The organism is Pseudomonas koreensis (assembly GCF_012986595.1).
Taxonomy (GTDB): domain Bacteria; phylum Pseudomonadota; class Gammaproteobacteria; order Pseudomonadales; family Pseudomonadaceae; genus Aquipseudomonas; species Aquipseudomonas koreensis.
Map to the genome: position 1 here is coordinate 587,427 of NZ_JAAQYM010000004.1, position 20,274 is coordinate 607,700.

Genomic DNA, 20,274 nt, shown 5'->3' on the forward strand with positions numbered 1-20,274 from the left:
GCCCCATCGGGGATAAATCCCCTCGCCACAAGGCAATCATTGGCCCCAAGAGTTTCGGCCATAAAAAAGCCCCTGAAATTTCAGGGGCTCTTATGTCAGTGCGGCTGATAAACCGTGAGCATCTGCCCAGGCTTGAGGGCCTTGCCGGCACCCGGGTTCCAGCGCTTGAGATGCTGCATCTCGACGTTGAACCGCTTGGCCACCACGTACAGCGTGTCGCCACGCTTGACCTTGTACTGGGTCTGCTGCTGGCTGTCGGCCTTGCCTTGGGTCTTGCTGTTGGCGGCAATCACCGTGTTGACCCGGCCACTGCTGCGCGCAGGACTGCGCTTGGTGTTGTCTTGCATCACCAGGGTCTGGCCGACCTTGAGGTTCTTGCCGGTCAGCTTGTTCCAGCGTTGCAGATCCTTGACTTCAACCTTGTTAGCCTTGGCGATGGAGCCGAGGTTGTCGCCGCGTTTGACCCGGTAGGCGCGCTTGAGCTTTGCCACTTCGCTCGGGTCGGCGCCGTCGAACACCGGTTTCAGCGAACGCGGGCTGATCAGCTCTTCAGGTCGCATGGTCTGCAGGCTGGCGGTCAGCAGTTGTGCCTTGGACGTCGGCACCAGCAAATGCTGGGGGCCATCGATGGTGGTGCGTTGCTTGAAGGCTGGGTTGAGCTGGAACAGTTCGTCTTCGTCGATGTTGGCCACCGCTGCGACCTTGGACAGGTCCATGCGCTGGTTGATTTCGACGACCTGGAAATACGGTTCGTTGGCGATCGGGTTGAGGTTCACCCCGTAGGCTTCCGGGGCCAGCACCACTTGCGACAGGGCCAACAGCTTCGGCACGTAAGCCTGGGTTTCTGCTGGCAACGACGACAGGTTCCAGTAGTCCGTCGGCAGTCCGAGCTTCTCGTTCCGCTCGATGGCGCGGCTGACAGTGCCTTCACCGGCGTTGTAGGCCGCCAGGGCCAGCAGCCAGTCACCGTTGAACATGTCGTGCAGACGGGTCAGGTAATCCATCGCCGCGGTGGTCGAGGCGGTGATATCGCGACGGCCATCATAAAAGCGGGTCTGACGCAGGTTGTAGTAGCGGCCGGTGGACGGGATGAACTGCCACAGGCCCGACGCGTCGGCCCGGGAGTAGGCCATCGGGTTATAGGCGCTCTCGATCACTGGCAGCAGGGCCAGCTCCAGCGGCATGTTGCGCTCTTCGAGACGCTCGACGATGTAATGAATGTAGAGACTGCCGCGTTCACCGGCGTTCTCGAGAAACGAGGGATTACTGGCGAACCACAGGCGCTGCTGCTCGATGCGCGGGTTCACGCCCAGGCCGTCCTGCAGCTGGAAACCGCCGCGCATGCGCTCCCAAATGTCCTGAGGCACCTGCGGGCTCGGCTTTTCGCTGAGCCAGATCGGCTTCTGCTTGGCTCGCGCAGCAATGTTCGGCGTATGGCTCGCTTCAGACTGCGGAGCATGGCTGGAGCAGCCCGCCAACGTGGCGGACACAGCCACCGCGATGGCTTGGGCCAGGCGGGTCAAAGTGTCTGAATTGACGGACTTACGTATGGATGACGACATTGGCTGGAAGTAAGTTCCGGGCAAAAATGTCGGGCGATTCTAGAAAGCGCACCCCCTGCGGTCAACCATTCAGAATTTTTGTACCAAGTGGTGAGTCACTTAGAACGTATCTTTCCAGGCCCGCAGAGCCGCAAAAACCTCACTCGGCGCCCGGTTTTGAGCGCCTGCCCGTTCGTCCACTTTTTGTGTAACCAATGTTTCAGTGGTGCGCAAAAACGGATTGGTGAGCTTTTCCAGGGCCAGGGTCGAGGGCAGGGTCATGACGCCTTTCTCGCGTTTTTCGCTGACCTCTTTCAGACGGGCGGCGATGTCCGGGTTGCTCGGCTCGACGGCGGCGGCAAACTTCAGGTTGCTCAGGGTGTATTCATGGGTGCAATACACCAGCGTATCCTCGGGCAGGGCGGCGAGGCGGCTGAGCGAGTGGTGCATCTGCTCCGGGGTGCCTTCGAACAGGCGTCCGCAGCCGGCGGCGAACAGGGTGTCACCACAAAACAGCAGGCCGTGGTGGTAATAGGCAATGTGGCCCAGGGTGTGACCCGGCACCGCATAGACAGCGAAATCCCAGCCGAGGACGCTGACCGTGTCGTTGTCCTCGAGCGCCACGTCGCGCCCCGGAATGTTTTCGCTGGCCGGGCCGTAGACTTTGGCGCCGGTCGCCGCTTTCAGGCGCTCGACGCCGCCGACGTGGTCATGATGGTGGTGGGTGATCAGAATGTCGCTCAGCACCCAGCCCGGATGGGCGGCGAGCCAGGCCTGCACCGGCGCGGCATCGCCCGGGTCGACCACGGCGCAACGCTGGGTGCGATGATCCTGTAACAACCAGATGTAGTTGTCGGTGAATGCGGGCAGGGCACTGATCTGTATCATCGGAGGAATTCGCCAAGCGGAAAACATTGGCGCATCTTAGAGCTTCTAGCGGCGTTGGAGAATGACATGACCGATAAAGCGTTCGCTCAGGCCGATCCCGACTGGCTGGCGTTGATCGGCGCGGCCCGTGAATGGCTGGCCGGCCCGCTCGGGCAATTTCTGCTGGATGAAGAACGGCGCATGCTCGAAGACGAGTTGGGGCGCTTCTTCGGTGGCTATCTGGTGCATTACGGGCCGTCGGCCCAGACCCCACCATCGGCACCGCAGGTGCAGCGCAATGTGCGCCTGGGTGCGCCGTTGCCTGGGGTGGAGATCGTCTGCGAAGAGCAGGCCTGGCCGTTGAGCGAGCACGCCGCCGACGTGGTGGTGTTGCAGCATGGCCTGGATTTCTGCCTGTCGCCCCACGGTTTGCTGCGTGAGGCGGCAAGCAGCGTGCGCCCCGGCGGGCACCTTGTGATCATCGGCATCAACCCCTGGAGCACCTGGGGCCTGCGCCATGTCTTCGCTCATGACGCCTTGCGTCAGGCGCGCTGCATCTCGCCATCGCGGGTGGCCGACTGGCTCAACCTGCTGGGCTTCGCGCTGGAGAAACGCCGCTTCGGGTGCTATCGTCCGCCGCTCGCGTCGCCCAAGTGGCAGGCCCGACTGGCCGGCTGGGAACGCAAGGCCGGTGACTGGCAACTGTCGGGCGGTGGCTTCTATTTATTGGTCGCGCGCAAGATCGTGGTCGGTCTGCGTCCGGTGCGTCAGGAACGTCGCGAGCCGATGGGCAAGCTGATTCCGCTGCCGATGGCCAAGGTCAACCGCCGTCGTATCGAACCGTAAACCTTCTTTTTATAGTGGCCGGACCTGCTCCGGCCCGGGTCATCGTCGATCCGCGATCGACGAGGCCAGGCATTTTTCTGGATAGAGTGGCATGAGCGAAAGCGTCGATAGCGTAGAACTGTTCACCGACGGCGCCTGCAAGGGCAACCCCGGCCCGGGCGGCTGGGGCGCCTTGCTGGTGTGCAAGGGCGTCGAAAAGGAACTGTGGGGCGGCGAAGCCAACACCACCAACAACCGCATGGAACTGCTTGGCGCCATCCGTGGCCTCGAAGCCCTGAAACGCCCGTGCGAAGTGCTGCTGGTGACCGACTCGCAATACGTGATGAAGGGCATCAACGAGTGGATGGCCAACTGGAAAAAACGCGGCTGGAAAACCGCGGCCAAAGAGCCGGTCAAGAACGCTGACCTGTGGAAAGAGCTGGACGAGCAGGTCAACCGGCACAAGGTCACCTGGAAGTGGGTGCGCGGGCACATTGGTCATCACGGCAACGAGCGGGCTGACCAGTTGGCCAACCGTGGGGTGGATGAAGTGCGCGGTTACAAGCAGAGCTGATTCCCTCCATTGCACCGAGTCGTGGCCTTCGCGAGCAGGCTCGCTCCTGCAATCTGGAATGTATTCCCCTGTAGGAGCTGCCGAAGGCTGCGATCTTTTGACTTTATTTTTCGAAAGCAAGATCAAAAGATCGCAGCCTTCGGCAGCTCCTGCAGGGTTGGTGGCGAGCGTGTTAACATCGCCGCTTTTGCACGATTGACCCCGTTGAGAATTGAACACTGATGGCCACCAGATCCGTTGTACTCCTCTCGATTGTCAACGCCTCTGTAAAAAATATTTTTTTGCCCCCAAACCCCCGCTTCCTCTGACCCCCCCCGAGGCCCAGCGTCTCCTGAAAAACCTCTGAATTCGTAAAAAGTGTAAAAACACCCTCCATTTTCCCCCTCCTGTTTACACTTTTCCAAACCACCGTTCGGCACCCCGGCAGGCCCGGCGAATGGCGGTTCCACGACCAGCCATACCGCGCTTCAACGCGACGGTGAGGTTCAACCAAAACATCGCTCTGGTTTCGCCCGGCTGAATACAGCCAGTTCGGTACCGCCAATCTCCAAGTGCTTACCGAGCCCACTGGTGAGCAAGAGCTACGGTAGAAGAGGGGCTCCATCCGTATGGGTGGAACCATGGGGTGATGGGGCGCAACCTTCTGTTTCAAGTGTCACTGAGATCGATTTTTTGCTTGAGTTTCAGGCGTCATTCGATCCAAAGAGCGTGCTTTTCAAGGCAATAACGTCAGGGGAGCTTGCTAGCTGAATGGAGGTCAATGAACTGGCGCGGTTTCTGAGATTTTCGATCTCTTCCAAGAGATCGAGAATGTCGCCAATAGACTTGAAACGATCCACTTCATGAATTGGATGTAGGGGGCATACCTCTCAGTCTACCTACCCTCCAGACCCGCCCTCCCATCCTCCACCCCCCCCCCCCCCCCCCCCCCCACCCCCCCCCAACCCAACTCCCATGCTCATTTCTCCGGGTTGCCACATCAGCCCCAAGCCGACATCATGGATCCAAATCTAGAGCTTGGGCCTACCCAGTACCACGCCCATTCAAGGAAGCCCTCGGCTTCAGCCCCCAGTCCCAGGACACGTTAAGGAAGCCCGTTGAACGTATTCAGCATCAAGACCAAGCCAAAGTCAGCAGTAACCCTCACTCAAAAGAACTACAACCAGAAAACTCGAAGATCTTCGCCCTATGTAGTTAATGACGGCAACAAAATTCACTCTTACGCACTGTGCCCGGCCTGCCAAAATCCTGTAACCCTGGTTAACAGGAATGTCCCCACTACTGACTCTCAAGTTTTGTATGCAAAGCACACTGGGAGGTCTGTGCCAGACGTAGCAGATCATGACCAAGCGGCATACGAAGATTGCCCTCTGCACAACCCTGAGAGGTTTGATAGCAAGACTCCCAGGAAAAATGCTGCTCGGAATGATGAAATTCTGAACGCTTTGCGCAATCACGTGCATCTAGTCGTGAATGTTCTCGAAAGATCAACGGGCATGAAGTTTACGGATGCATTGGTCGCTGGGTTGCTTGAGGACTTTAAGTCCAATCAGGGTCATAAATACAGGTCGATTACGCTATATAACTTGCCATTCGGTTTTGCCTACATGACTGAGGGGCGAGATGCCTGGGGTTGCAAGGTTAATGAGAGTATTGCATCTGATATCAATAAAAAATCTACCGGATTTGAAGTTGATAAGTTTATGTTTGTGAAGCGGAAGGAGGGTGCAAAGAAAAAAATAATTAATTTGTACTTCGACAATCATCGAGTTGGTAACGAAGACTGTGGGAGTGATCTAGTTGATCTTGTGGTGGTAGAAATTGATACGGCAACTGAAATCTCCACGGTTCTGCACCAGAACACGTTGAGTTTCAACTCTGGGCTCTTTTTCAATACCTATCATAGGTACGAGCGCCTACGCCTGTTGGCTCAGAAGCATCTGTAAGACCGAGCCGATGGGTCTCTTGAGGACTTCATCAATTTCGTCAGTGCTGATGGGAATATCTTGCAGCTCTTCCTCCACTGACTCGGCGAATACCTCTGGCACCACGTGACCAATAGCGTGGTAAGCGAGTTGATTGACGAGATCTAGAAAGGCCTCTGGTTCCTTAAAGGAGGAGAGGGATCTGGAGAGGCTCATCGATGCTGAGCTGAGGCGTCTCAGCTGGTCGATTTCCACTAGGGCGGTCAGGATGAGGTTGTCACGGTAGCCCAAGAACGGGTTGTTCTGAAGAAATTTCATGAATGGCTCGTTTGTTATTTTTATGATTGGCCTACATCAGTTCGGGCTGCTTCATTCCTCAACCCACGTTTCCATCCTGCAGCGGGAGCGAGGCTAAGCGCAATGGCTTTAATGCATGCGAGCTGAGCACAGGCCTTTAGTGTTGTTGCTCGTGACGAGTTGGTGCCAAATACATATTCGGCGATCATGGCCACCTTTTGAAGAAACTGGCTTCACGTCGCAGCGTTGGGACAAGGACATATGAGGAACTACGTGACTTCGAGCACTGATGGGGAACAAGTCTGCTACAAATGTGTTCAGGATGCCTACTTAGGCGGCCAAATCCGGCGTACCGGGACATCCACCGCCTGCACCCTCTGCAACGCCACTCGAAAATGTATCTCCTTGGCCAGCGTCGTGTCCCGCGTTGAGAGCATCCTTGATGGCTATGTCATGGAGGGCGAATACTATCGCCGTTGGAGTGATTGGGGCGACAGTCAGGAGGGGGACAGTCTTGATACTTGGGTCAGCGCGATCTTCGGCTGCGACAACGTCGAGCTGATCGTGGAGGCTGTATGTGATCGACTGGACAGCTACAGTTTGGACACGAACTATTCCAAACGGCCTTACAGACTGGACGACATTGGCATCCAGTGGTTTGAGTTTCAGAACGGGATGAAGCACGGAAAGCGGTTCTTCAACGACAGCGCCAAGACTTTCCTGAATTGGATCTTCAAGGATCTGGACAAGTACTCAGCGTTCTCTGATGAGCAGGCTGTGGTGCGTTTGCTCACGCCGGAGCATTCCCCATCTATCTACCGTGCTCGCACCTGTATGACGCCAGCCGATGTTGGCGCGATTTCGGCCAATCCGGCGGGCAATCTGGCTGCTCCCCCGAAAGAGAGGGCAGGGGATGGAAGGATGAACCCAGCAGGCGTTCCGGCGTTCTATGGTGCATTTGAACGCGAAACATGCATCGCTGAATTGCGTCCTCCTGTTGGTGGTACCGTTGTTAGTGGTGAGTTCAGGTTGAACAGGGTGGTGAGGGTGTTGGACTTCGGACGGTTCGAGAAGGCAGATCTTGGCCCGGTGCCTAGCTTTTTCGACCCGAAGCATCGCGCCAAGACCGGGCGCCGGGAGTTCCTGAAGTTCCTACACAACGAGATCACGGTACCGGTGCTGCCAGGTGCTGAACGTGACTATCTGACAACACAGGTTATCGCCGAATACCTCGCAACCCATTGCACGCCTCGGATCGACGGGGTGATTTTCAAGTCGGTGCAACAGAGTGCCGGCAGTAACATTGTGCTGTTCTCGCACGTAGCTTGCGCCGCTACAGTCTCCTGGGGCCAATTGAAGGATGACTACGACATTGAGATGTCTAAGGGGCCTAGCATCGACTATGTCAGCGACAGCCTCGTCTACCACGCTGTCCGCGAGGTCAAGTACAAGATCGATGATGAGCCACTGCCGGAGGGCAAGCAGACGTTGATTCTAAAGCCTGATTTCTAGGCGACAGGTATCACTAGAGAACTGATTAAGAAATTGGAGTTGTGGCGGGTTAAGCTGCGCCGTGCCAAGCGATACCTATCAGCGACGTCTTGAAGGGAGGGGGCATTTGGGGAAGTTCAAGGAAGGGTTAACGACGAGAGTCGCTCATACCAGGATCGCGCGTGGGTACTGCCTCATTTGTGGGAGCTTGGGTCGGCTTAGCTCTGATCACATCCCTCCAAAATGTTGTGTGAGCGTTACTAGAATCGAACAGCGCCACATTACGGAATCTTTAGACCTGCGCGATCGAAGTATCAAAGGTGTGGAGTCTACCAACGGAAGCAAATTCAAGACGATCTGCCAGGAATGCAACAACATGCTGGGTCGTACAGATGGCGTCGTTGGCGAAGCCTACAGGTTGCTGACTAGGCAAGTGGTTACCTACTTTTCAGAAGCGCAGCTCCTTCCGATTGCTACTGTTCCGATGAACCTCGTAAGCTTTGCAAGATCGATGATCGGGCATCTGTTGGCAGCAACCACAGTTCGAGAGTGCGATCAGCCCCCTATCTCCATGCCATACTTTGATCCACTGAAACGCTTTGTCTTGGGCGATGATCATGCTCTGGATGAGACGCATGACATCTATTACTGGTTTTACCCGAACAATGTTCACATAAGCGCCAAGCTTGTGGCCTTCTACAACGAGGGGCATCAGGCGAATGTGAGCCTACTCAGTTTTTTCCCCTTGGCGTTTATGGTTACAAAGAAGAACGAAGGTACCTATCCTGCCCATGCGCGCAAACTGATATTTGGAGATGACCGGATTACGCTGGATCTCTCTACTGGCAATGTTCACAACTGCACATTTCCTTTTGTTTCTCTATCGGGTAACCAGATGTTTGCGCTCAGGGATTGCCAGGCCATCATTAGCTATCCTGTTGGTCAGTAGGCTGGGGGATGACATGTCAAGCTGTGGGTGCTAGGAATCATGCTGAATGAAATTAGAAATGGAAGTGAGCCTTGTGTCGGTGGGTTGAACGGGGGTAGGGGCTAAACCGAGTTTTTATAAAGCCGAGGAACTGCATGAAGATTAAAGCTTTTCTAGTAGGTGCAGTTTATGGGTGATGGTTTCACGGGCTTTTTAATTGATTCATGCAGTGAGCAACGTGGTTGGTTTAGTTATATAAGTTTGGTGAGCCCTGATTGTGGGGAATAAAGGTTTCATAGGCTTCATGTTGATTTTTTGCAGTAGAGATGTATGCATAGTCTTACGAGGTCGCCTCTGGCGGGCGAGTCAGCTGTAGTGTATTATTTAGGTATGGTCTTCGCCTCGTTAACATAGCTCGGGCGGGTTGTCCAAAGCGGAAAAATAGGGGGTGAGGAATATGAAGATAGCAGAAATTTCCATACAAAATTTTAAAGGAATATCCAGTCGGTCGTTCAAGCTGAACGACAGATTTACTGTTTTTATCGGAAATAACGCCACAGGGAAAACCACGGTGTTAGATGCCTTGGCTGTCGCTTTGGGGAGTTTTTTTCTTGGTGTTGGCGTTCCTGCCCGAAGCATCAATTGGGATGAGGTCAGGATGGTGGTTATTGACGGGCAGCAGAAGCCGCAAATACCTGTTGAAATCAAAGCCACAGGAGTTGTAAACGGTAAGGAGATCAAGCCCTGGGGGCGAAGTATTCTGACCACAAAGACAACTACAAAAGATGCAAAGTCTATCAAAGACATTGCTCAGAATCTTTTGAAATTGAGTAGAACACCCCGTGAAGAGCGCGAGGGTGGTGCGGAGGCTATATTCCCTGTTATCGCATACCACGGCACAGGTCGACTGTGGGCTCAGCATGAGGCTCAAAAATACCAGAAGCAGATAGAAGGCGTTCAGCGCGCTTATATCAATGCACTTTCGGCAAAGTCCTCAAGTAAGGATTTTACCGCCTGGATCAAAACTCAGGAGGATAGTGTTCAGAAGTTTAATCGTCCGTTGGAACGTGCTCACTTGGAGGCTTTCAAGGCGGCCATCGAGGGGCCGGTGATTGACGGTCGCTGGACTAATGTCAAATACGACAATAAACAAGAGGTTTTGACTGGGTTTTTTGTGGATAACTCAGGTCGCTCACTTGAGCTAAACTATAATCAGCTGAGCGATGGTTTTAGAAATATAATTGGGATGATTGCGGATATTGCGTTCCGTTGTATTCAGCTGAATCCACATCTAGGGCGGGACGTAGTGAATCTGACGCCAGGGGTGGTGTTGATTGATGAATTAGATCAGCATCTTCATCCTAATTGGCAAAAGCGTGTCGTCAATGATCTAAAGCAAGCTTTTCCAAAGATTCAGTTTGTCGCTACCACTCACTCTCCATTTATCGTCCAGAGCCTCGAAGCTGATGAACTTGTTAATCTCGATGAGTTGGAGCTCAGTGAGTCCCCAAATCTACTGCCAATCAATAAAGTTGCTACGCAAATTATGGGTGTGGATGGAATCAGAAGCGATGACTTCGAGGAGCGCGTGAAGGATGCGACTCAGCAGTTGTCCGAGATAGAGGCTGAAAATGGAAAGCTGAGCCTTGATGATTATGAAAAAATCAGTAAAGCGCTCGATCAAATTGCTCTATCTGAAACGAATGATCCAGCGTACAGAGCATTTTTGGAGCTGAAGGAAAAGGATAAGGAAAATCAATGAGACCTATTAATAAGGGGGGTTGGCCAACGCGAAAAAACAATAGCGCAATAAAGCTGGTTTTCACGGATTGGTCTAAAGCTCGCGTGCATCTAGTAGAGCGAACTGGTCAATATTGCCATCTTTGTGAAATCCAATTGCCTATGGGTTTGGCGGTTGAGCACATAAAGCCAAAAGAAATTTATAAATCTTTAAGCAATAATTGGTCGAATTTTTTACTTATATGTACTTCTTGTAACTCTCGGAAAAAAGTTTCCGATCCAGTGAGGCCTTACCGTTTTAGGTATTATTGGCCTCATTTAAATAATACTCTGATGGCGTTCTGCACCTCCTTGACTGGGCCTGATGCCTTGCTTGTTAAGCCCCATTCTGGTCTCAGTGCTGCTCAACTTACGAGAGCCGAAGCTACTATTGAACTTTATAAGCTGGATCAAAGATTGTTAGCTTCTGGCGAGGGTGATGCTAGGTATACTCGAAAGGCCGAAATCGGAAGTAAAGCAGTACGGCGTTACCTTGAGTATAAAAGCGCAATATGCACACTCGACAGCATATTAGACAATGTATTGTCGGATGGGTTTTTCAGTCTGTGGTTAGAGGTTTTTAAAAATGAAAAGGTCGTGATCGATGCGATCTTGGATCTTCCCGGGTTTTTTATTGATCGCCCAAATTGGTTCAACGCTACCAATGATCCTGTGGGGCGTAATCCTACGAGGCCAGACGTTATTTAATAGGTTGTTCAAGCGGCGAAGCGGGGGTGTGTTTTAATAGTCGTGCCGAGCAAAAGTTTTAAGGGAGTTGTCTACCGTTCTCTGCGTTCTGCCAGTTTGTCGGTTTTGGGTGGTACGCAAACGATTCAAAGAAGACACGCGTCAGCTCTGGTCGAGAAAAATTTTTTGGTCTCGTCTCTTCGGCTGGTTGACCGCTGCATACCTTGCCATTTAACGTTCCGATCTTGCTTAAGGGAAGGACGTGCCTAATCGCCTGCCCAGTATTCAAAGGTGATTTAGACATGGTAGTCAAGCTGCCCCTTGCGGGAGTCAGAGTCCACATTTCCGGCTCGAACCCCGATCAACGGGAAGACATCTCTCAGTTTGTCCAGGCCCTCTCTGCGCGAATTTTTAGCGAAGGGGGCGCAGTGATTCATGGCAGTCATCTTTCACTCATTGAACCTCTTGAGAATGCCGCACGGGGGTTTATTGCTGCGGGAGGGGATGTCGGTGCGCTGACCTTGGTGCGGGCAAAGCACTATTCTTCAACGGAGCAACAGTTCACTGAGATTGAAAGTCAACGGCAGTATGCATCCGTTCAGATCGTTCCCGCTGACGTGGGCGATATCGCAAGCCGCAACGGTTTAACTCCCATGCGGGATTGGATGGCCGATCGCTCGGATGCGATTGTCTGCGTTGGCGGCGCCTGGTGGGACACCAATAAGGCTAAGGCGGGTGTGCCTACCGAGCTGGAAACCATGCTTGAGCTCGGAAAGCCGGGATTTGTTGTCGCTGGTTTTGGAGGTGCCATATCCGGGTACCTCAATGAAAACCGCGCGTTGGTTTCAAGACTGCAGAATGGCCTGACTGAAGAAGCAAACAACGTCATTGCGCATGAAACGCGTATTGACCATATCGTAGATGCGATAGTGAAGCAGCTCAAAATCCTGCCTCTGGTGCGTAGAGGGGTCTCCAAGGGACGAAATTTTCGAATTCTCGCACTAGATGGGGGCGGGCTCAGAGGGACGTTTACGGCGGCAGTCTTGGCAAAATGGGACGATATGCTTGGCGCTGGAGGCGGCAACAGTTTGATCTCCCATTTCGACCTTGTGGCAGGAACCTCTACAGGGGCGATATTGGCCATCGGGCTTGCACTCGGCGTAAAACCCGCTGAAATCTTGGCGTTTTACAAGGACAAAGGCCCGCAAATTTTTCCGAAGGATCGGACACTGAGGCACTGGTTGAGGTCAAAGCATGAGTCGTCTACATTGCGCGAATTGCTACATGCGGTTTATGGCGAAAAAAAGCTATCCCAAGATTCGTGCTGTCGATTGGTGATTCCCACTGTAAGGGCTAAGCAAGGTCAGGCGGAAGCCATCGTTACGTCTCACAGTCCAGACCGTACCGCGTTTCGTGACATTTTAGCCGTTGATGCTGCTTTGGCTTCTTCAGCTGCTCCCACTTATTTTGATGAGTCCGTTTGGGACGGCCCCATCGCACCGGAAACATTCTTGGATGGTGGTGTCTGGGCGAACAATCCCATCCTTCCTGCACTGGCTGAAGCCGTCCGCTACCTAAAGATTCCCCTTGATCGGATCGACGTTCTTAGCGTTGGCACTCTCAGTAGCGAAAGTGATTTCACCGAATCACTTGGGAAAGGCAAGGCAGGCTGGGCGCTTAACAGTGCTGATCTCTTTTTTGCGGCACAAGAACATGGCGCTCTTACACTTGCAGAAAGCTTTTTAGGCCCTACGCGTCATCTGCGAGTAAATCAGCAGACGCCATTTGAAATTAAGCTCGATGACGCCGAAGCAATTGAGGATATGGCCGGTCGAGGGAATGAAGCTGGCAAAGATCATTTTGCAGAAGTGCGCTCCAGGTTTTTTGATGGCCATCATGCGGAAAAATGGGCTCGCTATTGAAGGATCGAAGTATCCGGTCGCGGTAGATTTTCGGGTTTAAGTTGATATTATCTTTGATAAATGGTTGAAGGGAAGCGTTTATGTATATTGATTTGAAAATTGAGGATGTTGCGAGTCTTAATGTTCGGTGGGGTCGTGAAGATATCCGTGAATATAAGGACAGAAATACCAAGCCTTTAGTTGATCTGAAAAAATATCTACTTGGCAAGGATAATTTACTCGATGCGAGCGAGATTCAAAAAAACTTGTTTCCGGAGTTTGAGGTCGATGTCTTCATTTCCCATTCGCACAGCGATGAATCTGAGGCAATAAAAATCGCCCTTAGTCTCGAGGCTATGGGGTTGCGAGCTTTTGTGGACTCCTGTGCGTGGGGCTATGCAGATGAGCTTCTTCGAGAAATTGATAATAAATTTTGCATTCCAGAAGGATGGTCAAATTATAACTACGACCTGAGAAATAGAACTACGACTAACGTGCACCTGATTTTGAATTCTGCACTTCAGCAAATGATTCACAAATCCGAGTTGTTTATTTTTCTCGGCACGGAAAACTCTATCAGAATGAATGATTATGTCGCTGATAGTGAGTACCTTTCCTCACCGTGGATTTTTTCTGAGCTGATGTTTGCTAAAAGTGTAGAGAGAACTCCGCGTAAGCGAATATTTAGTGCCAACGAGAATTATAAGTTTAGGACGACTGCAAGTGATCAGAAGGAAGTAGGATTTAGATACCTTCTACCCGAATCAAGCTATTCTATAGGGTTCCAAAAATTCTCGAATTGGCTTTCTGTGGATGTGGCAAGTAATGATAGAGGTTTCCTAAGTCTGGCGGGCCTTGAGCATCTTGATCGGCTATATAGAATCGTCGGTGTTCCCGGCAGACTACTCGACCAGTCGCCGCGCCTTGTAACGGAAAGGTAAATACGGGTGAAGACTTATCACGTTCAATCTTGTGCGAGATGATCATGTCTCCTATTTATCAGCTTCTGTCCTTGGCGCATCCAAAGCAGCACAGCTTTCTGAATTGGAAGAAGCGGTTGGGAGTGTCGTGAGTATTTTTGGTCTGAAGCTGAGGCACGAGATTGGCTGGGAGCTTTGTCACCATAGGCCTTCAACCCACTTGCAGTCTGACCGTCACCGTCGCCGCTGTTTCCGGCCAGTAGCGCATGGTGTCAGTCGCCTCTGCAATCTCCTCTGTCTACGTATCGGCGGTGGGAAAGGTGCAATCCAGAAAGCGAGACCAGCTTTTGAGTTGCAAGGGTCTGGAAGCTCCGGAATATCTCGCCTCCACGATCAATCGCCGCCTAAACAAAATCTCCCGAGAGCGTCCACACCGTGCTCTGATGCTCTTCAAAGTTGCCGCCGATCTCTAGTGACGCCTTACTGAGTTGGGCCTTTAGGCCAGCATTGATTCCAAAGTCTTCGGTGTATGTCAGCGTTAACGAGAACTGCTTGAGATTGTGCTTTGTCCGGTTATTAGCAATCGTCTGCCACATTGGTTCGAAGGGATACCAGACAAGGTCATCCGGGATGGCCGGCGAAGCATGCCCTTCCAAGATCGAGGTAAAGAGCAGTCGTGAGTTGTCATTTCGTGAATGACCAGCCTCCATGGTTGCTGACTCGCCTGTAGCTACAAAAGCACCTGCCAGATTGGCAGCGAACTCTCGTCCGAATCCTTTGACATGTTCTGCCTGGATACTCGATGCACCTAGCGCAGCCAGTAAGCGAATGACTTCAGCGAATTTATGCTCGAAGGTGAATCTATGAAACGTCGCCAAGGGGAAGTACATGGTCGATTTAGCGGGATGCTTGGCATAAACCAGTCGCTCTCGCGGGTGGCCTGGAGGGAATTCGAGATCGCGAGCTCTTTGTGCGCTGAAGACCGAGACATTATCGATTTCTGCGATCGTATTGAGGGCTTTCTCCAACGTTTTGTAGGTCAGTATGGAGGGCCAGTTCAAGGGATTTTTTTCACTAAACATCTTCTCCCTGACGGTGCGTAAATGTCCCGAAATCTGAATCGCCCAGAGTTTCGTAGACGGTTCACCTGCCGGCGATTGGAACGACCCCCTCTGCCCGGAAGTCTACCTGTTACTGCTTATGGGTAAGGTACAAAGCAATGCATAAAACCATCATCGTCGATCAACTGGCCACCACCGACCTAAGATCAATCAACGAGATATGGCTAGGCGAGACTCATACCCAGCTGTGCCTATGGCGTGGCGAACAAGTCTTTACACACGAGATGATGAGCGAGGGCACCCACGATCAGAATGTCCGACGCTTGTGCTTGCAATTGGTCAACCCTGAAGATCAAAACGCAGTTGCCAGCGTTGAGTTGATTGTGCGCGAACAGCTAAAAAGGATGGGGAAGGAGGGGGAGTTTTATCCGGCTGAGGAGGCGAATACTCATCTATAAGAAAAGAAGTTTCGGCCATTCACAAGGAATCAATCCAAGACCTACTGTTGCTTGGAAACAGATATTAATATCGGCTGGCCGGGTATAAGGCCTCAGGCGCCACTCCTTGTAAGTGCGCCCTGTGATTTATGGTGTAACCTCTAGGTATTACTCACATCGAGAATTTCCATGTCTAAACTCGCAGAATTCCGCCAGCTCGAAAAACACCTAGCCGAACAGCTCCAAGCACTCGAAGCCCTCAAGGGCGACGCAGGCCTTAAGAAAGAAATCGAATTCGAAACAAAATTGCGCGATTTGCTCGCAAAATACGGTTACAGCCTCAAGGACGTGATCAATCTGCTAGATCCACAAGCAGGTCGTTGCGCTCCAGCGGTTGAGTCCAAAGCAGGTAGCCGCAAGCCTCGTCAGTTGAAGGTTTATAAAAATCCTCACACAGGCGAAGTCGTAGAAACGAAGGGTGGCAATCACAAAACGCTGAAAGAGTGGAAAACAGAGCACGGCGCCGCGACTGTTGAGTCTTGGCTGACCAAGTGATTTTGGTTGAGTACAAAAGGGCCCGAGAGAGCCCTTTTTTATGGCGCAAATCACGGATGAGCGTGATACCACAACTTTTTCAAGGTAGTGAAACCGATGACTTCGGTGTGTACCAGACCCGTCTATCGAGCGTCTTTCTTAGACTACCTCCTCATGCTTAGTGCAACCCCACAGGTAGTTGCTCATGGCACATGAACCACAGCCGTCGAATCATTGATATTTGATGATGTTTTGCAGGATGAGTGGGCCGCCCAAACCCAGCAACTTTCCACCTTCATCAATCTCACCCAAGGATATCGGGGCAAAGCCCAACTGATGCACCAGTTGGGTAACGGTCGTGTTGGCTTCCTGATTTCGGCTCCAAACAAACATCACTTGCCGCCCTCCATCGTTCGCAGGATCCTTGGCTAACAGTGCCGCAGGGAGCTGATTGAAGGTTTTCACCACCCTCGCGCCGACAAAAGCGGTTGCGACGACGTCAGTGGAAGCGCGGTCGCCAAGTTCCTGAGGCGGCACGCCATAAGTGTTCATGGCATCGATGACGATCCTGTTTTTCCAGTTCGCGAATCGCTGGCCAATCTCTCGATGAGCGCCGAAAGGAATGGCGAGAATGACGATGTCTGCTTCGAGGGCCTGTTCAAGAGGCTTCGCCGTTACGGTGTTGCCCAATTCATTGATGAGCGGCGCGAGGCTTATTGGATCTCGGGTGTTAGCGATTGCAACGGGAATGCCATTACGGGCGAATTGGCGGGCGAGGGCGGTGCCGACCTTGCCGGAACCGATGATGGAGTAAGTCATGCTCTAGTCCTCTGTTGCGGAAAAGGGAAGCGCGCGTGGTGATCAGCCGGTGATGGCAGCGATATCTTCGAGAGCTTTAGCGATGGCGGCATCTTTGACCTGCGCATTGATAGCCAAGCCCTCAGCACGAATAACCTTCGTATCGCTGATACCCAGGAACCCCAGCAACCCGATCAGGTAGGTCTCTTGATGTTCTAAGGGCGCCGCAGGACTACCAGAGGAATACACGCCACCGCGAGAAGACGCGATGTAGGCCTGTTTGTTTTTCAACAGGCCTGCGGGGCCTTTGTCGGTGTATTGGAAGGTTTTGCCGACCAATGAGATTCGGTCAATCCACGCTTTAAGCGGAGTAGGGATCGTGAGGTTGTACATGGGCGTGCCGATGACAACGACGTCCGATTCGAGCAGTTCTTGCAGATACGCAGTGCCTTTGTAGAGATCTTCCGTGAGCATTGCATCGTCACTTCCCGCACCCTGCCAAGCGGCCAGATGCTTGCCGGAAAGGTGCAGGGCCGGGTCGAGCGCGAGATCTCGGTAGATCACATTGCTGTCAGGATGCAGGGCCTTCAACCGTCCAACAATGTTCGAGGACAACTGGCGACTCACTGAAGCGGCGCCGAGAATGCTGGAGTCGAGATGGAGAATTTGCATGGTTAAGTCACCTTTATCGTGTGGATTGAACGTCACGAGAACGATGAACTTTGAGGCTGCATCTGAATAGACGGTATATTGAGATGTAAAGTATCTGCCAATGAGATGGATGGAGAATGAAATGCTCGATGGCGTATCGCTCGATCAACTGCGAACCTTTATCGCTGCGGTGGATGAAGGCAGTTTCTCGGCAGCAGCTAGAAAGCTAAACCGGGTTCAATCAGCCGTCAGTGGTTGGGTCGGAAGCCTGGAGGATCAGATTGGGGTCGTACTGTTCGACCGCTCTGGACGATTCCCCAAACTGACGCCTCAAGGCGCGCTATTACTCACGGATGCACGCAACATCGTCTCTGGAGTGGACACTTTGAAGGCACGGGCCAAACTCATGGCATCGGGCCTTGAGCCAGAGTTGTCGGTGGTGGTGGACGTATTTTTCCCCACCTCGGCAATTACCGCAGTGGTCAAAGAGTTCGCCGAACGTTTCCCGCTGACTCGATTGAAAATGTTTGTAGAAGGGCTAGGGGCAGGTTATCAACCGATATTGGATGGCCGTTGTAGCCTGGGTGTCCTGGCCACGCTGCCAATCAACTTTCCCTCCTTATCCAGCGAGCGAATTGGTGAGTTTTCACTGGTGATGGTGGCCGCCGCTAATCATCCGCTGTCCAGCCTGACGGGAAAATTATCCAAACGTGAATTGGCAAAGCACATCCAGCTGGTGCTGACAGACCGTTCGGAAATGCTGGGAGGGCAGGATTATGGCGTGATGTCGCCATTGACGTGGCGCTTGGCCGATCTATCGACCAAGTACGCGTTCCTGAAAGATGGCGTTGGCTGGGGCAGCATGCCGTTGCATATGATTGAACAAGACCTAGCGGCAGGCACATTAGTGATGCTGGATGTCGAGAGCATCCCCAGAGAAGGGGTAAAGATCGATTTTTCTGCAGTTCACTCGACCAATACATTGCCCGGGCCGGCAGGGCGCTGGCTGATTGATCGCATCAAGATCAGCCCGCTCAATTAGTATTGGCTGCCAACCTCGTTCGCAATCACCGACACTGGGTAGATCGCCGTGAATGCGCCGGCATCGACGCTCAGCGCTCTGCAATCAACGCCATACACCTGCGCGAGATTTTCTTGGGTTAATGTGGTTCTCGTTGGGCCGCAGCAATGCACGACGCCCTGATCAAGCATGAGCGTGTCGTCGTCGTATCGACTGGCCAGATTCATGTCATGGAAGATCGCCAGCGTGCCGATGTTATGCTTGCGTGTGTACTCGCTGACGGCATCAAGAATCTGTAATTGATTGGCCAGATCCAACGCCGAGGTGGGTTCATCCAGCAGCAGCAATTGCGGAGAGCGAATGAGTGCTAAGGCTAGGGAAATCATCTGGCGTTCGCCACCGGAAAGTTGACCAGGCTGTTTCTCGGCGAAACGTTGCAATCCCAGTAGCTCAAGCAGTTCGGTTGCCTTGTATCGCGCCTCTGCGCTGGTTTTCCAGCTGCCTGCACTGCCTTGCTGAGCGAGCAGCAAGAGCTCATAGGTCGACAGTCTTACGTCGAGATGTGCGAGATCCTGCGCGACGTAGCCAATCATCCTCGCGCGGGTGGCAGGAGACATCCCCAGTAACGCCGTACCGTTGATGCTGGCAAAACCGAAAGCAGGCACCAGTCCGCACAATCCTTTCATGAAGGTCGACTTCCCTGCGCCGTTTGCACCCAGCAACGCCATTGTGTGGCCGGCGGCAACGTGCACGTTCAGTCCCTTGAGAATGGGCTTGCCGCGCAAAGTTACCCGGTAGTCGGAGGTAGAGAAACTCATCGGGACGTCAGCCTCCGGTCGCGCAGGATAAGAATGATGAAGAACGGCAGACCGATCAGTGAGGTGACCATGCCGATGGGTAACACGGCACCAGGGACGATCAATTTGCTTGCCAGAGAGGCCAGGGTCACGAAGATGATCCCGCAGGCAATGGTCACGCCGATGGTGAAGCGCTGATCCTCGCCCACCAGCAGTCTGGCCACATGCGGTGCGACAAGGCCCACAAAGCCGATCACACCCACCACCGATGTGACAGCGCCCGCCAGCAGAGCCGCCAGTACCAACATTTGAAAGTGCGCAATTTCTTGCGCACTTGCTCCTAAGATTTCGCTCGATAAACCGCTACAACCCAAGTAGATCGTAGTCTCCAGCCAAGTGCGCAACTTCTTGCACACCACTGCGCAACTTCTTGCGCACTTTTCGATTTTTTTCTGTGGATTTATCTCAGCATCCGCAAGAGAAACCCTCCCAGGCCGCGGTTTATAAGGCTCGACAAAAGTTGGCATGCTAATTGATGGCAAATGGCCGCTTCTTAGGTGATGTCACCTATGTTGCACCCACTGATCCAGCAAGGAGAGCACCTCATGGCAACACCAGCGTATATGTCGGTTACCGGCGAAAAACAAGGCCTGATCACTGCCGGCGCCTTCACCGCCGACTCCGTTGGCAACACCTACCAGGAAGGCCACGAAGACCAGGTTATGGTTCAGGCTTTCACCCACGACGTGATCATCCCGCGTGACCCACAGTCCGGCCAACCGACCGGTCAGCGCGTTCACAAGCCAGTGGTGATCACCAAGGTCTACGACAAGGCGTCGCCTTTACTGCAAGCCGCTCTGACCTCCGGCGAGCGCATGAGCGAAATCGTTATCCAGTGGTACCGCACTTCGGCGCAAGGTACCCAAGAGCACTACTACACCACCAAACTGGAAGACGCGATCATCGTCGCCATCAACAACAAAATGCACAACTGCCAGGATCCAGGCAACGCGCACTTCACCCACCTGGAAGAAGTGCAGTTCACCTACCGCAAAATCACCTGGACTCACGAAGTCTCCGGTACTTCGGGTTCCGATGACTGGCGTGCTCCAGTCGTTTAATCGCGACTGACTGTTTTACCGTCTCGACCGGTTTTGCCGGTCGAGGCACCTTCATTACTTTAAGAATTTTTGCCACCTGATCCTTAGCGATCTGGCGGTATCGCAGCACATCATGAGGG

At 53.0% G+C, this 20,274-nt stretch carries 21 protein-coding genes; 13 read left to right on the forward strand and 8 right to left on the reverse strand.

The genetic code is table 11. The features are described from left to right. Positions 1 to 95: 95 nt before the first annotated feature. Positions 96 to 1,562: a LysM peptidoglycan-binding domain-containing protein gene (locus HBN98_RS15645; protein ID WP_083366185.1), complete on the reverse strand. Its 1,467-nt coding sequence runs from the start codon at positions 1,560 to 1,562 to the stop codon at positions 96 to 98. A 99-nt stretch (positions 1,563 to 1,661) separates the two neighbouring features. Further along, the gene (gloB, locus tag HBN98_RS15650) at positions 1,662 to 2,429 is read right to left on the reverse strand and encodes a hydroxyacylglutathione hydrolase (RefSeq protein ID WP_083366184.1); all 768 of its coding nucleotides are present in this window, start codon (positions 2,427 to 2,429) and stop codon (positions 1,662 to 1,664) included. A 66-nt stretch (positions 2,430 to 2,495) separates the two neighbouring features. Between gloB and HBN98_RS15655 the strand changes: the two genes are divergently transcribed. The 3 genes from HBN98_RS15655 (at position 2,496) to HBN98_RS27940 (ending at position 5,753) form a co-directional block, all read left to right on the forward strand. After that, entirely contained in the window at positions 2,496 to 3,254 is a 759-nt protein-coding gene (locus HBN98_RS15655) for a methyltransferase domain-containing protein (RefSeq protein ID WP_083366183.1), read from the forward strand. Between the two features lie 91 nt (positions 3,255 to 3,345). Next, positions 3,346 to 3,807, forward strand: a complete 462-nt coding sequence (gene rnhA, locus HBN98_RS15660; RefSeq protein ID WP_003224162.1) for a ribonuclease HI — start codon at positions 3,346 to 3,348, stop codon at positions 3,805 to 3,807. A 1,097-nt stretch (positions 3,808 to 4,904) separates the two neighbouring features. Beyond that, positions 4,905 to 5,753: a hypothetical protein gene (locus tag HBN98_RS27940; protein WP_229755033.1), complete on the forward strand. Its 849-nt coding sequence runs from the start codon at positions 4,905 to 4,907 to the stop codon at positions 5,751 to 5,753. Here HBN98_RS27940 and HBN98_RS15670 read toward each other — a convergent pair. After that, on the reverse strand, positions 5,724 to 6,050 hold the full coding sequence (locus HBN98_RS15670) for a hypothetical protein (protein WP_083366180.1): 327 nt from the start codon (positions 6,048 to 6,050) through the stop codon (positions 5,724 to 5,726). The two genes, HBN98_RS27940 and HBN98_RS15670, sit on opposite strands and share 30 nt — an antisense overlap. A gap of 240 nt (positions 6,051 to 6,290) precedes the next feature. On the opposite strand from HBN98_RS15670, the gene HBN98_RS15675 reads away from it, so the two are divergent. The 6 genes from HBN98_RS15675 (at position 6,291) to HBN98_RS15700 (ending at position 13,756) form a co-directional block, all read left to right on the forward strand. After that, positions 6,291 to 7,541, forward strand: coding sequence for an RES family NAD+ phosphorylase (locus tag HBN98_RS15675; RefSeq protein WP_083366179.1), 1,251 nt, complete (start codon positions 6,291 to 6,293; stop codon positions 7,539 to 7,541). 355 nt (positions 7,542 to 7,896) lie between these two features. Further along, positions 7,897 to 8,469, forward strand: coding sequence for a hypothetical protein (locus tag HBN98_RS15680; protein ID WP_197678424.1), 573 nt, complete (start codon positions 7,897 to 7,899; stop codon positions 8,467 to 8,469). Positions 8,470 to 8,905: 436 nt separating this feature from the next. Beyond that, positions 8,906 to 10,210 (forward strand): AAA family ATPase, encoded by a 1,305-nt coding sequence (locus tag HBN98_RS15685; protein ID WP_083366177.1) that lies wholly within the window; start codon positions 8,906 to 8,908, stop codon positions 10,208 to 10,210. Beyond that, positions 10,207 to 10,935, forward strand: a complete 729-nt coding sequence (locus HBN98_RS15690; protein ID WP_083366176.1) for an HNH endonuclease — start codon at positions 10,207 to 10,209, stop codon at positions 10,933 to 10,935. The genes HBN98_RS15685 and HBN98_RS15690 overlap by 4 nt, the downstream gene beginning before the upstream one ends. A 281-nt stretch (positions 10,936 to 11,216) precedes the next feature. Continuing rightward, positions 11,217 to 12,836: a CBASS cGAMP-activated phospholipase gene (locus HBN98_RS15695; RefSeq protein WP_083366175.1), complete on the forward strand. Its 1,620-nt coding sequence runs from the start codon at positions 11,217 to 11,219 to the stop codon at positions 12,834 to 12,836. Between the two features lie 80 nt (positions 12,837 to 12,916). Next, entirely contained in the window at positions 12,917 to 13,756 is an 840-nt protein-coding gene (locus HBN98_RS15700) for a toll/interleukin-1 receptor domain-containing protein (RefSeq protein WP_083366174.1), read from the forward strand. Between the two features lie 383 nt (positions 13,757 to 14,139). Here the strand turns inward: HBN98_RS15700 and HBN98_RS15705 are convergent, their stop codons facing one another. Further along, entirely contained in the window at positions 14,140 to 14,817 is a 678-nt protein-coding gene (locus HBN98_RS15705; protein ID WP_083366173.1) for a hypothetical protein, read from the reverse strand. A 137-nt stretch (positions 14,818 to 14,954) separates the two neighbouring features. On the opposite strand from HBN98_RS15705, the gene HBN98_RS15710 reads away from it, so the two are divergent. Both HBN98_RS15710 and HBN98_RS15715 read left to right on the forward strand, forming a co-directional pair. Next, positions 14,955 to 15,254, forward strand: coding sequence for a hypothetical protein (locus tag HBN98_RS15710; RefSeq protein ID WP_083366172.1), 300 nt, complete (start codon positions 14,955 to 14,957; stop codon positions 15,252 to 15,254). Between the two features lie 168 nt (positions 15,255 to 15,422). Further along, entirely contained in the window at positions 15,423 to 15,788 is a 366-nt protein-coding gene (locus HBN98_RS15715) for a histone-like nucleoid-structuring protein, MvaT/MvaU family (protein WP_083366171.1), read from the forward strand. A 210-nt stretch (positions 15,789 to 15,998) separates the two neighbouring features. Here HBN98_RS15715 and HBN98_RS15720 read toward each other — a convergent pair whose 3' ends face one another. Both HBN98_RS15720 and HBN98_RS15725 read right to left on the reverse strand, forming a co-directional pair. Next, entirely contained in the window at positions 15,999 to 16,586 is a 588-nt protein-coding gene (locus tag HBN98_RS15720) for an NADPH-dependent F420 reductase (protein WP_083366170.1), read from the reverse strand. 42 nt (positions 16,587 to 16,628) lie between these two features. After that, the gene (locus tag HBN98_RS15725; protein ID WP_083366169.1) at positions 16,629 to 17,237 is read right to left on the reverse strand and encodes an FMN-dependent NADH-azoreductase; all 609 of its coding nucleotides are present in this window, start codon (positions 17,235 to 17,237) and stop codon (positions 16,629 to 16,631) included. A gap of 121 nt (positions 17,238 to 17,358) precedes the next feature. Between HBN98_RS15725 and HBN98_RS15730 the strand changes: the two genes are divergently transcribed. Continuing rightward, positions 17,359 to 18,258 carry a LysR family transcriptional regulator gene (locus tag HBN98_RS15730; RefSeq protein ID WP_083366168.1) on the forward strand — a complete coding sequence of 300 codons (900 nt, stop codon included), beginning with the start codon at positions 17,359 to 17,361 and terminating at the stop codon, positions 18,256 to 18,258. Here HBN98_RS15730 and HBN98_RS15735 read toward each other — a convergent pair. After that, on the reverse strand, positions 18,255 to 19,055 hold the full coding sequence (locus tag HBN98_RS15735; protein ID WP_083366167.1) for an ABC transporter ATP-binding protein: 801 nt from the start codon (positions 19,053 to 19,055) through the stop codon (positions 18,255 to 18,257). The two genes, HBN98_RS15730 and HBN98_RS15735, sit on opposite strands and share 4 nt — an antisense overlap. Beyond that, positions 19,052 to 19,561 carry an iron chelate uptake ABC transporter family permease subunit gene (locus HBN98_RS27945; RefSeq protein ID WP_083366166.1) on the reverse strand — a complete coding sequence of 170 codons (510 nt, stop codon included), beginning with the start codon at positions 19,559 to 19,561 and terminating at the stop codon, positions 19,052 to 19,054. Before HBN98_RS27945 ends, HBN98_RS15735 begins: the two co-directional genes overlap by 4 nt. Before the next feature lie 78 nt (positions 19,562 to 19,639). On the opposite strand from HBN98_RS27945, the gene HBN98_RS15745 reads away from it, so the two are divergent. Then, positions 19,640 to 20,155 (forward strand): Hcp family type VI secretion system effector, encoded by a 516-nt coding sequence (locus tag HBN98_RS15745; protein ID WP_007949952.1) that lies wholly within the window; start codon positions 19,640 to 19,642, stop codon positions 20,153 to 20,155. The last annotated feature ends 119 nt before the right edge of the window (positions 20,156 to 20,274 follow it).